We start from the raw sequence: 14,051 nt of genomic DNA, 5'->3' as shown, positions 1-14,051 counted from the left end.
GGGAGACCTCGTACCGAAAGGGCAACGTTAACTGCAGGTCGGCGCGGCGTCCATAGGCCGCTCTCTTCGCTGTTGCCCACCGCGGCTTCCCCGTGCGAAGACGCCGCCAATCGGAGGGGTTTTGACATGACGGTCCTCATCGCCGGCGGCGGCATCGGCGGGCTGACGCTTGCGCTCAGCCTGCACGGAATCGGCATTCCTGCAAAGGTGTTCGAGAGTGTCGCCGAGCTGAAACCGCTCGGCGTCGGCATCAACGTGCTGCCGCATGCGGTGCGCGAATTGATCGAGCTTGGCTTGATGGAGAAGCTCGATGCGAGCGGCGTGCGCACCCGTGAGCTCGCTTATTTCTCCAAGCACGGCAAGCCGATCTGGAGCGAACCGCGCGGGCTGGAGGCCGGCTACAAATGGCCGCAATTCTCGATCCATCGCGGCATCCTCCAGCAGCTCCTGCTCGACACAGCGGTCGAACGGCTCGGCCGCGAGAACATTCTGACCAGCCACCATCTCACGGGCTGGCAGGAGACGGCCGACGGCGTCCGCGCCGAGTTCATCGACAAGGCGACCGGCAAGCCCGCCGGAGCTTACGAAGGCGCGCTCCTGATCGCCGCCGATGGCATCCACTCTGCCGTGCGTGAAAAACTCTACCCGCAGGAGGAGCCGCCGATCTGGAACGGCCGCGTCCTCTGGCGCGGCGTGACGCCGGCAAAGGCCTTCCTCTCCGGGCGCACCATGATCATGGCCGGGCACGAGATCCTGAAATTCGTCTGCTATCCCATCACCAACGCGCCGGACGCGTCCGGCAACCACCAGGTCAACTGGGTCGCCGAGCGGCATATGCCACCGACCTATCAGTGGCGGCGGGAGGACTACAACCGCACCGCGCGTCTGGAGGAGTTCTTGCCGTGGTTCGAGAGCTGGCAGTTCGACTGGCTCGACGTGCCCGGCCTGATCAGGGACTGCCCGCACGCCTACGAATATCCGCTGGTCGACCGCGATCCGGTTTCGCAATGGACCTTTGGCCGCGTCACCCTGATGGGCGATGCCGCGCACCCGATGTATCCGATCGGCTCGAATGGCGCCTCGCAGGCAATCCTCGATGCCCGCGTCATCACTCGCGAGATTCTTGCACACGGGCCGACGAATGCAGCGCTATCGGCCTATGAGGCCGAGCGCCGGCCGGCGACAACCGATCTGGTGCTGCTCAACCGCAAGAACGGCCCGGAGCAGGTGATGCAGCTCGTCGAGGAGCGCGCGCCCAACGGCTACGAGGTCGTCACCGATGTGCTGTCGCAGAAGGAGCTGGAAGACATCGCCGCGAACTACAAGCGTGTCGCCGGCTTCCAGGTCGAGGCCCTCAACGCCAAGCCGCCGCTCGTGCCGCGGCCCGCCGATGCGAGGCGCGCGAGCACCTAGGCGGTATCCGCAATGACGTCGATGGGCGCGAGTTAGGTGGAGCGCCGACTGCCCAACACCGACGACATCCGCTTGAGCTTATTGATGGCGCGGATGGCGTAACCAAGTCCAACCGGATTGGTCTGGCGCAAGAAGGCGACCTTTTTCACATACTTTTCGATGTGCCACTTGGCGTGCGCACCCTCGCGGAAAAAGACGACGTCGCCGACACCGTAGCGTTTCGGCGGCATGCCGTCGCTCTCGATCACCATTGATCCTTCGAGGATCATGATCGTCTCGTCCAGATCGTAGTACCAGTTGAACTTGCCCCCGGTGCAGGACCAGATCAGGGTCGTGGCGGTGCCGCACGCGCTGGTCGACAGCAGGTGCGAACGCGCTTCGGGGTTTCCTTCAATGATCCAGGATGGCTCGATCGGGGACGGTTTGAGATCGACGTTGCAATGGCCGGTCTCAATAAGCGCAAGCGTCATGGCGCACCTCAAGGCCTCAAATAAAGCACGGTTGAAAATAACCCCGTTTAACTTTTGTTAATTTTCTATCGGGCAACAGCCACCTACAATCAAAGCTTCCGCAGAGAATATGAAGTGGCCACTTTGCCGCAAGCCATGCCGACGATGCGTCGAACGTCGCGATTTGCCTGCCGATTGCCCCGCATCCATCCATCTCTGTTCCGGCTGCGACAATATGCGCGATTCCGAATGCTCGCGCGGTTTGAGCAGGCCCCGACCGGCGCGCTCATTGCGAGCGCAAGGAATCGGCGAGCAAATCCTCTCGTTGCACGCGGGGGTAGACCCCGTACGATTACGTGCCGAGGCCTTGCCCTACTCGAGGAAGGGGCAGAGGGTCCACTACGCCTGTCAGCGAACCACCTTTGCCGCATCGAGCAGACGCTGGCTGGCGGTGGCGGTCGCAAGCAGCGTGCCGTCTTCGGCCACCAGCTTACCTTCGACAAATCCGATCGTCCTGCCGAGCTGGGTGACCTTGGCCTCAGCGACGATCGGCCCGGGTTTGGCCGGAGCGAGGAAGTTCACGGTCATGCTGACGGTCGTCGTATAGAGCCTGCCCTCGCTCATCACGAGCACTGCCGGACCCATCGTATCGTCGAGCATCGCCGAGAGCAGGCCTCCCTGGATGAAGCCGGCGGGATTGCAGAACTCCGGTTTGCCCTCGAAGCCGAGCTTGATCCAGCCCTCGTGGGGCCGGGCGTCCAAGAGACGCCAGCCGAGGAGCTTGGCACAGGGCGGCATGTTGAAATCGTCGAGCGCGGTCTTGACCATCGGAAGCCTCCGTTTCGCCTCCCGATACGGCAGCGCTGTTGCCAGCATGCTGTCAGGAGTGCGTGCGGAGCTTAAGATCCAGCCCGTGCGCGATCACCTTGCGCATGACGTTGGGCAGCGCCTCATCCGCAAGGGTTGCGATTGGGACCCAGCGCATGCTCCCCGGCGCGCGGGTGCGGCCGTCGACCTCGGCGGTGTAGACCACGAGCTCCAGCGGGAAATGTGTGAACACGTGGGTGACCACGCCCAGCTTGCGCTGCCAGCGCGTGAGGCCCTTGATCTCAGGCGCCTGCGCAAGCGCCGTCTTGTCGTCCTGGCCGGCGAGCCAGTCCGAGCCCGGCACCTCGGTCATGCCGCCGAGCAAGCCCTTTTCGGGCCGCGAGCGGACCAGCAGCTCGTCGCCGCGGACGACGACGAAAGCTGCGCCGCGGCGCAGCGCGCCGCTCTTCTTCGGCGCCTTGCGCGGAAACGTCTCCTGCGTGCCTTGCGCCCGCGCGACGCAACCCTCGTTCAACGGACAGAGCGAACATGCCGGCTTCTTCGGCGTGCAGATCGAGGAGCCCAGATCCATCAGCGCCTGTGCGCTGTCGCCGGCGCGAGACTTCTCGTCGCCGGCGCGAGAATCGGCGAGCAGCGTCGCCGCCAGTTGCTGGATCAACGGTTTTGCCTGCGGCAATTCCTCCTCGACCGCGAACAGCCGCGACACCACCCGTTCGATGTTGCCATCGACCGGCATGGCGCGGCGGTCGAACGCGATCGCCGCAATCGCCGCCGCCGTGTAGGGGCCGATCCCCGGCAGCGCGCGCAGGCCCTCCTCAGTGTCTGGAAAGATGCCCCCATGCTCGCGCGCGACCGCAATCGCGCAGGCGTGCAGATTGCGTGCCCGCGAATAGTAGCCGAGCCCCGCCCACATCCGCAGCACATCGTCCTGCGAGGCGCGGCCGAGCGCCGTGACGTCAGGCCAGCGCGCGACGAACTTTTCGAAGTAGGGCCCGACCGCCTTGACCGTGGTCTGCTGGAGCATGATCTCCGACAGCCAGACGCGGTACGGATCGGGCGTCTCGCCCGCTGCCGCGCGCCATGGCAGGCGGCGACGATGGCGATCGTACCATTCGAGCAGCACCAAAGGGCGCGCGGAGACTTCCGGCTGAACTGGTTGCGCTTTCGCCTTCAGGGCGGGTTTGGGGCTCATGCAGACACTGTATCGACGTCGCACCGAACTCTCCACGTCGTGCCCGCACTTGTCGCGGGCATCCACGCCTTTCTTCGCGTGGATGGCCGGGACCAAGCGCGGCATGGCGCCGGATAGTTTCTGATCAGCGTCGCCCGATGATATAAGGCCCCATGTCCAAACCCGGTCCCATCAGCGCAAAGCCGCTGTCGATTCTGCTCAACGATGTCTTTGCCGAGGCCTATGCCAAGCAGGGCTTTGCCGCGCGCGAACTGGTGACGCGCTGGGGCGAGATCGCCGGATCCGAGATCGCCGCGCATTCGGAGCCGTTGAAGATGCAATGGCCGCGGCCGGTCGAGGGCCAGCCGCAGGAGCCGGCGACGCTGGTGCTGCGGGTCGAGGGCCCGATGGCGCTGGAGATCCAGCACTCCGCCGACGTGATACTGGAGCGGGTCAACCGCTTCTTCGGCTGGAACGCGGTCGGCAGGCTCGCCTTCCGCCAGGCCCCCCTGTCGAGCCGCGGCCGGCCGGCGCGGCCTCGCCCGCCTGACGCCGGGGCGGTGGCGAAGGTAGCCGAGACCCTCGGCAATATCGAAGATGAACAATTGCGTGACGCGCTGGCCCGGCTGGGTGCCGCAATCAAGCGAAATTGAGCCTCATTCCGCGGTTAATCTGGAGCCGTTGTTGCGGCCCGCCATTGCCTCCATTGCCGTTTCAAGCTAGCGACAGGCCGCTCAATCGGGGAACTTTGGGCGTGCCCACGCCAATTTCGGGAGTTGGACCTTTGATGATCACCCGCCGCGTCTTCACCACGATGCTTTCGCTGACCGGACTTGCCGTGGCCGCCGGGTTGTCGCCGCTGCGGCTCATCACCGAGGCCATGGCGCAGAGTGCCTCCGATGTCGCCAAGCCGGTGTCGCTGCCCGACATGGCGCTCGGTCCGGACAACGCCGCCGTCACCATCACCGAATTTGCTTCGATGACCTGCCCGCATTGCGCGGCCTTCAATGAGCAGGTGTTCCCGAAGATCAAGAAGGAATTCATCGACACCGGCAAGGTGCGCTACATCTTCCGCGAGTTCCCGCTCGACATCAAAGCCGCCGCCGGCTCGATGCTGGCGCGCTGCATCGCCAATGGCGACGCACCGAAATATTTCGCCGTCACCGACATGCTGTTCCGCTCGCAGGCCGACTGGGTGACGAAGAACACCACGGAGACGCTTGCCCGGATCGGCAAGCAGGCGGGCCTCTCCCAGAGCCAGGTCGAGGCCTGCCTGAAGGACCAGGCGCTGCTCGACAAGATCGCCGCCGACCAGAAGTACGCGAGCGAGGTTCTGAAGGTCGATTCGACGCCGACGTTCTTCATCAACGGCGAGAGGATCAAGGGCGAGGCCTCGTTCGAGGAATTCGCGAAGAAGATCAATCCGCTGTTGAAGAGCTGATCTTCACGCTTTGATCCTGATTCGCGCCTCAAAAGCCTTGGGAAAAGCGTTGCTGGCCGGTTGCCCTTGAGCACCGGCACAGCCATTGTCGCTTGTGCATAAGCCGCTCGTAGCGGTAGCCCAGACACCGACATTTGCCATCTATGGTATTGTCACGGCAGGGAGATTCGCGTCCTGCCAACAGAGAAGCGTGTTTTATGAAGATCACCCGCCTGCGCCTTCATGGCTTCAAGTCCTTCGTTGAGCCCACCGACTTCCTGATCGAAGCGGGTCTCACCGGGGTCGTCGGACCGAATGGCTGCGGCAAGTCGAACCTCGTCGAAGCGCTGCGCTGGGCGATGGGCGAAACCTCGCACAAATCGCTGCGCGCCGCCGATATGGATGCGGTGATCTTCGCCGGTTCCGGCAATCGCCCTGCGCGCAACCACGCCGAAGTGACGATGACGATCGACAACGCCGATCGCACCGCGCCGGCGGCGATGAACGACAGCCAGCTTCTTGAAATCTCCCGCCGCATCGAACGTGAGGCAGGCTCGGTCTATCGCATCAACGGCCGTGACGTGCGCGCCCGCGACGTGCAGATCCTGTTCGCCGATGCTGCCACCGGCGCACGCTCGCCGGCCCTCGTCCACCAGGGCAAGATCGGCGAGATCATTCAGGCCAAGCCCGAGCAGCGCCGCCGCGTGCTGGAAGATGCCGCCGGGGTCGCCGGCCTGCACGCCCGCCGCCATGAGGCCGAGCTGCGGCTGAAGGCAGCCGAAACCAACCTCACCCGGGTCGAGGACGTGATCGGCCAGCTCTCCGGCCAGATGGAAGGCCTGAAGAAGCAAGCCCGCCAGGCCGTGCGCTATCGCGAGGTCGCGGCCAAGGTGCGCAAGGCCGAGGCGACGCTGTTCCATCTGCGCTGGGTCGGCGCGCATGCCGAGGTCAATGATTCCGGCCGCACCCATGATCTCGCGGTTCGCGAGATGGCCGAGCGCACCCAGCATCAGGCCGAAGCTGCCCGCATCCAGGCGATCCGCGCCGCCGGGATGCCGGCGTTGCGCGATGCGGAAGCGCGCGCCGCGGCAGGCCTGCAACGGCTGACCAATGCGCGCGAGCTGCTCGATCGCGAGGAAGAGCGCGCCAAGGAGCGCGTCACCGAGCTCGAGCGCCGGCTGACCCAGTTCGAGGGCGACATCGCCCGCGCCCAGCAGCAGACCATGGACGCGGACGTCGCGCTTCAGCGGCTCGACGCCGAGGATCTGGAGCTGAAGGAAGAGATCAAGTCGCGCGTCGAGAAGCGCTCCGGCGTCGATGAGCGCGTATCCGAGGCAGAGGCGACGCTCGCCGAAGCCGAGCAGCAATTCTCCGAGCTGACCACGGCGCTTGCCGACCTTACCGCCAAGCGGAATCAACTCGAAGCCAACGTCCGCACCCACCGTGACAAGCTCGCCCGGCTCGACCAGGAGATCGCGAATGTCGCGGCGGAGGAGCAGAAGCTCGCCGAGGAAACCGGCGGCTTCGGTGATCTCGACGAGCTGACCGCCGCCGTCGAGAACTCCGAGCAAACGCTGGCGGCCTCGGAGGCCGCGGCGCAGGCCAGCGAAGCCGCGCATGTCGCGGCTCGCCAGACGCTGGAATCCTCGCGCTCGCCGCTGAACGAGGCTGACAAGCGCGTGCAGCGGCTGGAGACCGAGGCACGCACGATCTCCAAGATCGTCAACGGCGAGACCAAGAATCTGTGGCCGCCGATCATCGATGGCATCACCGTCGACAAGGGTTTCGAAAAGGCGATCGGCGCCGCGCTCGGCGACGACCTCGATGCGCCCGTCGATCCCTCCGCGCCGATGCGCTGGACCAATGCCGGTGTCACCGAAGGCGACCCGGCGCTCCCCGAGGGCGTCGTGTCGCTCGCCGACCACGTGCAGGCGCCGATCGAGCTTTCGCGCCGTCTGGCTCAGATCGGCGTCGTGCCGCGCGAGCGCGGCGCCGAGCTCGTCTCGCAGCTCAAGACCGGCCAGCGGCTGGTCTCACCGGAAGGCGATGTCTGGCGCTGGGACGGCTTTGTCGCGGCGGCTCACGCGCCGACCGGCGCCGCGCGGCGGCTCGCCGAGCGCGCGCGTCTCGTGGACATCGAGAACGAGCTGGAGCAGGCCCGCATCGACGCGCAGATCAAGCGCCAGGCGCTGGAGAACGCGGAAGCCGAATTGCAGATGGCAGCCAGCACCGAAGGCGCCACACGTGAGGCCTGGCGCGCTGCGCAGCGCGAGCTTAACGCCGCGCGCGAGCGCCATGCCACGGCGGAGCGCGAGATCAACCGTCGCGCCGCGCGCAAGTCGGCGCTGTCGGAAGCGCACAGCCGCCTCGCCGCCGACCGCGCCGAGGCCGAGGCCGCACACGAATACGCAGCGGCTGCGATCTCGGAGCTGCCGTCGAGCGAAGACACCGAAGTCCGGCTCGCCGCCGTACGCAGCGACATCGAGGGCCATCGCCGCATGGCCGCTCAAGTCCGTGCCGAGGCACAGGCGCTGGCGCGCGAGGCCGAGCTTGCCGACCGTCGCGTGCAGGCGATCCTCGCCGAGCGCACCGAATGGCAGAACCGCAAGGAGAGTGCGGCCTCCCATATCGACACCATCCAGGCCCGCATCACTGAGGTCTCGATCGAGCGCAGCGACCTCGAAAACGCGCCGGCCGTGTTCGCCGAGAAGCGCAGCGCGCTGATCAACGAGATCGAATACGCCGAGAATGATCGCCGCGTTGCCGCCGACGCGCTCGCCGAGGCCGAAACGGCCATGGCAGAGACCGATCGCGTTGCAAAGCTGACGCTCGAAGCCCTGTCGAGCGCCCGCGAAGCGACAGCGCGTGCCGAGGAGCGCATGGAAGGCGCGCGGCGCCGGCTGGAAGACATCGAGCGCGAAATCCGCGACATGCTTGAGGTCGAGCCGCAGGCCGTCGCCGGCCTCGCCGAGATCGAGCCCGGCGCGGAGCTGCCGCCGCTGCACGAGATCGAGGAGGACCTCGAAAAGATGCGCCGCGACCGCGAGCGTCTCGGCGCTGTGAACCTGCGCGCCGAGGAAGAGCTCAAGGAGGTCGAGACCCAGCACACCAGCCTGACCACTGAGCGCGACGACCTCGTCGAAGCCATCAAGCGGCTGCGCCAGGGCATCCAGAGCCTCAACAAGGAAGCGCGCGAGCGGCTGCTGACCTCCTTCGAGGTCGTCAACAACCACTTCAAGCGCCTGTTCGTCGAGTTGTTCGGCGGTGGCGAGGCGGCGCTGCACCTGATCGAGAGCGACGATCCGCTGGAAGCCGGTCTCGAGATCATCGCAAAGCCCCCGGGCAAGAAGCCGCAGACGCTGTCGCTGCTCTCGGGCGGTGAGCAGGCGCTTACTGCGATGGCACTGATCTTCGCAGTGTTCCTCACCAACCCCTCGCCGATCTGCGTGCTGGACGAAGTCGACGCGCCGCTCGACGACCACAACGTCGAACGATACTGCAACCTCCTTCACGAGATGACCAGCTCGACCGACACGCGCTTCATCATCATCACGCACAACCCGATCACCATGGCGCGGATGAACCGGCTGTTCGGCGTCACCATGGCCGAGCGCGGCGTCTCGCAGCTCGTGTCGGTGAGCCTGGCAGAGGCGGTGGACATTCTCGACCAGAACGTGGCGTGACGATTTCCGCGTCATTCCGGGGCTCGCGAAGCGAGAACCCGGAATCTCGCGCCATAATCTCCAGATTCCGGGTTCGCGACTGCGTCGCGCCCCGGAATTACGGGAGTTGGTGATGATCTCACCCACCCTCCCCGCCGAACTGAAAGCCGCCCTCGACGCAAAGCTCCAAGGCTTTTCGCGCACCGACGCGGCACAGCGGTCGCAGAAAATCTCGACCACCTATCGCGCAGGCGGCGGCTCCGGCACGATCAAGTCGGAGGCCGATGCATTGGCTTATGCGCTCGCGCGCATGCCGGCGACTTACGCCGCCGTTGCGGCCAGCCTGAATGCACTGACCGAGATCGCGCCGGAGCTTGCTCCGGAATCCCTGCTCGATGTCGGCGCCGGTCCGGGCACCGCGAGTTGGGCGGCCGCGGAAGCCTTTGCCTCGCTGCAATCCTTCACCCTGCTCGACGCGAACCGCACGTTGAGCAGCCTGGCGCTCGAGCTGGCGCAGGACAGCACGCGACTGGCCGACTGCCGCTATTTGCCGGGCGACGCTGCTGCGAACCTCGCGGAGGCCGCGCCCGCCGATCTCGTCGTCGCGAGCTACATGATCGGTGAGATCAGTGAGCACGACCAGCGAGCGCTCGGCGCGGCCATGTGGGCAAAAGCCCGGCACGCGCTCGTCGTGATCGAGCCCGGCACGCCGGCCGGCTACGCACGCATCATGGCGCTGCGTCAGCAGTTGATTGCATCAGGCGCGCATGTCGCGGCGCCCTGCCCGCACGACAAGCCCTGCCCGCTCACAGCGCCCGACTGGTGCCATTTCGCCCAACGCCTGCCGCGCTCGCAAGCACATCGGCAGCTCAAGGGGGCCGAGGTCCCCTTCGAGGATGAGAAGTTCATCTATGTGGCGCTGACCCGGGCCCCTGTCGGCGCGCGCTTTTCGCGCGTGCTGGCAGAGCCAGATATCGGCAAGGTCGAGATCACCGCAAAACTCTGTACTGAAGGGAGCGTCGAGGTCGCAAAGGTCCCGCGCCGGGACAAGGCGGCCTATGCAGTTGCCCGCCGCTGGCGCTGGGGCGATGCCGTCATGGCCGAAAGTTGACCTCTATCAGTGCTTTTCCCTTGAACTGGAATGGCCTCGCGCCCGACCAAGGCTTACTTGCCTTTTGCCCGCCTCGCGCACCGGCTGCCGCCCGGCATCATTTTGGTCTACGCTATCCGCCTTCTTCCCCCTCAGGAGTTTCTCCATGTCGACCGGCTGGATCGTTCTCGGCGTCATCGTCGTCCTCGTGCTGTTCGCCTTCGGCGCCTACAACCGCCTGGTGGCGCTGAGCCAGCGCGTCGGCCAGGCCTTTGCCGATATCGACGTGCAGCTCAAGCAGCGGCATGACCTGATCCCGAACCTGGTCGAGACCGTGAAGGGCTACGCTGCGCATGAGCGCGGCACGCTCGACGACGTCATCAAGGCGCGCAATTCGGCGATGTCGGCGCAGGGGCCGGCGCAGGTGTCCGCGGCCGAGAACCAGCTCTCCGGCGCGCTCGGCCGGCTGATCGCGCTGTCGGAGGCCTATCCCGACCTCAAGGCCAATGCGAACTTCCAGCAGCTCGCGAGCGAACTCTCGGACCTCGAAAACAAGATCGCCGCGAGCCGCCGTTTCTTCAACAACGCGGTCCAGGAATACAACACGGGCATCCAGCAGATGCCTGCCGCCTTGTTCGCCGGCATGTTCGGCTTCACGCGCAAGGAGTTCTTCGATCTCGGCGCGAGCCGCACCGAGGTCGAGGCAGCGCCACAGGTCAAGTTCTGATCTGAAACGATAGACCGGCAGGACAGCGCGCCATGGCCGCGTATGGTCTCTACACGCATATCGCCTCGAACAAGTTTCGTTCGATGGTGCTGCTCGCGGGCCTGTTCCTGCTGATCTACGTGCTGGTCTATGCCGGCGCGCTGATCGCCGAAGTCGTCATCAACGGCAATCAGTCGGTCGCTTATTACCTGACCCGCGCCCTCTCCGACCTGATCAAGGCCTCCCCTTTTGCGACCGCAGCCGTGATCGCCTGGATCATAATCGCTTATTTCTTCCACCAGTCGATGATCGACGCCGTCACCGGCGGACACGACGTGACCCGGCAGGAACAGCCGCGGCTCTACAATCTCCTCGAAAATCTCTGCATCTCGCGCGGCATCACCATGCCGAAGCTGAAGATCATGGAGAGCCCGGCGCTGAACGCGTTCGCGACCGGCCTCAATCCGCGGCAATACGCGATCACCGTCACCACCGGCCTCCTGAAAGCGCTGAACGACCAGGAGATCGAGGCGGTGCTCGGCCACGAGCTGACCCACATCAGGAACGGCGACGTGCAGCTGATGGTGGTCGCCGTCATCATCGCCGGTGTGGTCGGCTTCTTCGGCGAGTTGTTCTTCCGCCTGTTCACCAGCTTCCGCTGGAGTTCCGGCTCCGGCGGCTCGTGGTCGTCGGGTTCGTCCTCGTCGTCGTCCTCCCGCTCCTCGTCAAGCGACAGCAAGAGCTCCGGCGGCGGCGCGGTGGTGGTCATCATCATCGCGGTCGTTCTGATCGTGGTGGCCTGGCTGGTGTCGCAGGTCGTCAAGCTCGCGCTGTCGCGTTCGCGCGAATTCTTGGCCGATGCCGGTTCGGTCGAGCTCACCAAGAACCCCGACGCGATGATCTCGGCGCTGCGCAAGATCGACGGCCGCGGCGAGCTGCCCGGCGCGACCTCTGCCGTGATGGAGCTCTGCGTCGACAATCCCCGCGAGGGCTTCGCGGATCTGTTCGCGACCCACCCCTCGGTGGACTCGCGGATCGAGGCGCTGGTCAATTTTGCCGGCGGCCATGATCCGGGTCCGCTGCCGCCGCCCGCGGACGAAGCCGAAGAGCCCGAAACGCAGACCGGGCAGCAGGACAGCCCGCCGCCGCTGCCCGGCGGCCCGTGGAACGATTCCGGAAAACCCGCCGCTGTGCCGCATGGCCCCGCGTCCAGCCCCTCCGGAACACCAGTTGACAATCCAATGGGTCCCTGGGGCCATCATTGAGCGTGCGATTTGCCGCCGCACGAGGCAGATCGCGCAGGGATCTCATGACGATTGGGAAAAACCTCGAGAATTGCCAGAACCAGCCTGCAAAGAATTGAATTCTCCCTTGTTTCTGCCATGTTCGCGCCCAACAGCAGACTCGGGACATCGATTTGCGACCCGGCCGATCGCAACCAGCGATCGGCGGGCGCGCGTTAGGGGACAGCAATGGCAAAGCCGGCAGTGGTTGTGGTGGGTGCGGACAAGGGCGGGGTTGGCAAGACCACGGTTTCGCGCACCTTGCTCGATTATTTTTCCGCCAACAACGTGCCGACCCGCGCGTTCGACACGGAATCGCCGCGCGGAACCCTGAAGCGCTTCCATCCCGAAATCACCGAGATCGTCGATATGACGACGACGGCCGATCAGATGAAGATCTTCGACACGCTCAATGCGGTGAGCCCGTCGGTGACCGTGATCGACGTCCGCGCCGGCCTGCTCTCGCCGGCGCTCGCTTCGCTGCGCGACATCGGCTTCCTCGACGCCGCCAAGGCCGGCCAGATCACTTTTGCCGTGTTCCACATCCTGGGCCCCTCGATCGCCTCGCTGGAGGAGATCGCAGAGACCGCAGGCTTCATGACCGGCGCGAAATATTTCTTGGTGAAGAACTTCATCAACGACACCCAGTTCTTCCAGTGGGACCAGGCGACCTACAATTCCTACTTCCACCGCATCAAGGACGCGACCGAGCTGACCATCCCCAAGCTCAACGAAATGGCCTATGAGCAGGTCGAGGTTTCGTCCGTTCCGTTCCTGAAGTTCGTCGCCAACAAGGGCATCCACGACGAGGCCGCGAACTATTCGTTCGTGCTGCGCGGCTATGTCCGGCACTGGCTGGCGAACGTCTGGAGCGAATATGACCGCATCCGGCTGACCGACATCGTCGGCTCCAAGCCCGCGGCCCGCAGCAGCGAAAAATAGTTGCGGGCAAGCTGCGGATGCGGCTGGATTGGGCGCCGAACCCGCCTGATATAGCTGCCAATGGCCGCCACGCCCGTCTACATCATCTGCTCGCCCCGACCACAGGTCGGCAAGACGTTGCTCGCGCGCTTGCTGACTGAATTTCTGCTGCTCAGGAACGGTGATGTCGCGGCCTTCGACGTCAATCTGAAGGAGCCGTCGCTGCTCGATTACCTGCCGAAGGTCACCGAGACGGCCGACGTCATCGACACCTACGGCAAGATGCAGCTCATGGACCGCGTCATCGTCGATGACGGCCTTGCTAAGGTGATCGACCTTGGCTTCCACGCCTTCGACGAATTCTTCAAGATGACCGACGAGATCGGCCTGTTGAAGGAAGCCGAGCGCCGCCACGTGGCGCCCATGATCCTGTTCGTCGCCGACACCGACCGCGTCTCGGGCCGCTCGTACGAGACGCTGCGCGGACAGATCCCGCGGATCAATCTGATCACCGTGGACAACGAATATGTCGTCCGAGGCGAGCTGCCGCCCGCCATGGCTGGCGGCAGGCTGTTCCGCCTTCCGGCGCTGCCGGGTTTCCTGAAGACCTATATCGACCGGCTCAACTTCTCTTTCACCGGTTATCTGCGGCAAGAGAAGGATACGTCCACCGAGTTGCACCAGTGGATCCGGCGGAACTACCTCGCCTTCCGCGAGCTCGAGCTGAGCCTGATCCTCCAACGGCCCTGAGTATTTTACCCGGATAATATTGACCGGCTGCCCGACGGCTTGTATGAGACCTCGCGACGACCACTCCCCCCCCCCGCGAGCACAGCCCATGAGCATCGACCGCAAGGCCGCGATTGCCGCCTACAAGGAGCGCAAGACCGCCGTTGGCATCTACGTCGTTCGCTGCGCGGCTACGGGCGAAGCCTGGGTCGGCCAAGCGCTCGATCTGGAGAAGGTCCCCAACCGGATCTGGTTCACGCTACGCCAAGGCGGACACCCCTGCCGCACCCTTCAGGCGGCGTGGAACGCGCATGGCGACGCAGGCCTCGGCTTCGCCGAATGCGAGCGGCTGGACGAGGAGGAGATGAGCTATGTCCGC

General features: G+C 65.2%; 13 protein-coding genes. 10 read left to right on the top strand and 3 right to left on the bottom strand.

Annotated elements, in window-relative coordinates; genetic code table 11:
- The first annotated feature begins 126 nt into the window (after window positions 1-126).
- Window positions 127-1,413, top strand: a complete 1,287-nt coding sequence (locus SO156_RS26345) for a flavin-dependent oxidoreductase (RefSeq protein ID WP_458147870.1) — start codon at window positions 127-129, stop codon at window positions 1,411-1,413.
- A 32-nt stretch (window positions 1,414-1,445) separates the two neighbouring features.
- Here SO156_RS26345 and SO156_RS26340 read toward each other — a convergent pair whose 3' ends face one another.
- The 3 genes from SO156_RS26340 to mutY all read right to left on the bottom strand — a co-directional run bounded on the left by SO156_RS26340 (window position 1,446) and on the right by mutY (window position 3,882).
- On the bottom strand, window positions 1,446-1,883 hold the full coding sequence (locus tag SO156_RS26340) for a cupin domain-containing protein (protein WP_458147871.1): 438 nt from the start codon (window positions 1,881-1,883) through the stop codon (window positions 1,446-1,448).
- A 387-nt stretch (window positions 1,884-2,270) separates the two neighbouring features.
- Entirely contained in the window at window positions 2,271-2,690 is a 420-nt protein-coding gene (locus SO156_RS26335) for a PaaI family thioesterase (RefSeq protein WP_498536782.1), read from the bottom strand.
- Between the two features lie 52 nt (window positions 2,691-2,742).
- Window positions 2,743-3,882 (bottom strand): A/G-specific adenine glycosylase, encoded by a 1,140-nt coding sequence (gene mutY, locus SO156_RS26330; protein ID WP_498536781.1) that lies wholly within the window; start codon window positions 3,880-3,882, stop codon window positions 2,743-2,745.
- A 152-nt stretch (window positions 3,883-4,034) separates the two neighbouring features.
- Between mutY and SO156_RS26325 the strand changes: the two genes are divergently transcribed.
- The 9 genes from SO156_RS26325 to SO156_RS26285 form a co-directional block, all read left to right on the top strand.
- The gene (locus SO156_RS26325; protein ID WP_498536780.1) at window positions 4,035-4,514 is read left to right on the top strand and encodes a DUF721 domain-containing protein; all 480 of its coding nucleotides are present in this window, start codon (window positions 4,035-4,037) and stop codon (window positions 4,512-4,514) included.
- Between the two features lie 131 nt (window positions 4,515-4,645).
- The gene (locus SO156_RS26320) at window positions 4,646-5,302 is read left to right on the top strand and encodes a DsbA family protein (protein WP_458147875.1); all 657 of its coding nucleotides are present in this window, start codon (window positions 4,646-4,648) and stop codon (window positions 5,300-5,302) included.
- A gap of 197 nt (window positions 5,303-5,499) precedes the next feature.
- Window positions 5,500-8,964, top strand: a complete 3,465-nt coding sequence (gene smc, locus SO156_RS26315) for a chromosome segregation protein SMC (protein ID WP_498536779.1) — start codon at window positions 5,500-5,502, stop codon at window positions 8,962-8,964.
- 112 nt (window positions 8,965-9,076) lie between these two features.
- Window positions 9,077-10,054, top strand: coding sequence for a small ribosomal subunit Rsm22 family protein (locus tag SO156_RS26310; protein WP_458147330.1), 978 nt, complete (start codon window positions 9,077-9,079; stop codon window positions 10,052-10,054).
- A gap of 145 nt (window positions 10,055-10,199) precedes the next feature.
- Window positions 10,200-10,760, top strand: a complete 561-nt coding sequence (locus SO156_RS26305) for a LemA family protein (protein WP_027524255.1) — start codon at window positions 10,200-10,202, stop codon at window positions 10,758-10,760.
- A gap of 32 nt (window positions 10,761-10,792) precedes the next feature.
- On the top strand, window positions 10,793-12,004 hold the full coding sequence (locus SO156_RS26300) for a M48 family metallopeptidase (protein WP_458147331.1): 1,212 nt from the start codon (window positions 10,793-10,795) through the stop codon (window positions 12,002-12,004).
- Between the two features lie 207 nt (window positions 12,005-12,211).
- Window positions 12,212-12,964, top strand: a complete 753-nt coding sequence (locus SO156_RS26295) for a P-loop NTPase family protein (RefSeq protein WP_284276320.1) — start codon at window positions 12,212-12,214, stop codon at window positions 12,962-12,964.
- 60 nt (window positions 12,965-13,024) lie between these two features.
- A complete protein-coding gene (locus SO156_RS26290) occupies window positions 13,025-13,693 on the top strand; it encodes a hypothetical protein (protein WP_498536778.1) in 669 nt (222 codons plus the stop codon).
- A gap of 88 nt (window positions 13,694-13,781) precedes the next feature.
- On the top strand, window positions 13,782-14,051 hold a 270-nt coding region (locus SO156_RS26285; protein WP_498536777.1), incomplete at its 3' end, for a GIY-YIG nuclease family protein.

The organism is Bradyrhizobium sp. UFLA05-125 (assembly GCF_059803515.1).
This window is presented reverse-complemented; position numbering and strand designations above follow the sequence as displayed.

Bases quoted from the DNA above. Each gene is read 5' to 3' on its own strand.
- SO156_RS26345 (WP_458147870.1), top strand. From the start codon at position 127: ATGACGGTCCTCATCGCCGGCGGCGGCATCGGCGGGCTGACGCTTGCG.
- SO156_RS26340 (WP_458147871.1), bottom strand. From the start codon at position 1,883: ATGACGCTTGCGCTTATTGAGACCGGCCATTGCAACGTCGATCTCAAA.
- SO156_RS26335 (WP_498536782.1), bottom strand. From the start codon at position 2,690: ATGGTCAAGACCGCGCTCGACGATTTCAACATGCCGCCCTGTGCCAAG.
- mutY (WP_498536781.1), bottom strand. From the start codon at position 3,882: ATGAGCCCCAAACCCGCCCTGAAGGCGAAAGCGCAACCAGTTCAGCCG.
- SO156_RS26325 (WP_498536780.1), top strand. From the start codon at position 4,035: ATGTCCAAACCCGGTCCCATCAGCGCAAAGCCGCTGTCGATTCTGCTC.
- smc (WP_498536779.1), top strand. From the start codon at position 5,500: ATGAAGATCACCCGCCTGCGCCTTCATGGCTTCAAGTCCTTCGTTGAG.
- SO156_RS26310 (WP_458147330.1), top strand. From the start codon at position 9,077: ATGATCTCACCCACCCTCCCCGCCGAACTGAAAGCCGCCCTCGACGCA.
- SO156_RS26305 (WP_027524255.1), top strand. From the start codon at position 10,200: ATGTCGACCGGCTGGATCGTTCTCGGCGTCATCGTCGTCCTCGTGCTG.
- SO156_RS26300 (WP_458147331.1), top strand. From the start codon at position 10,793: ATGGCCGCGTATGGTCTCTACACGCATATCGCCTCGAACAAGTTTCGT.
- SO156_RS26295 (WP_284276320.1), top strand. From the start codon at position 12,212: ATGGCAAAGCCGGCAGTGGTTGTGGTGGGTGCGGACAAGGGCGGGGTT.
- SO156_RS26290 (WP_498536778.1), top strand. From the start codon at position 13,025: ATGGCCGCCACGCCCGTCTACATCATCTGCTCGCCCCGACCACAGGTC.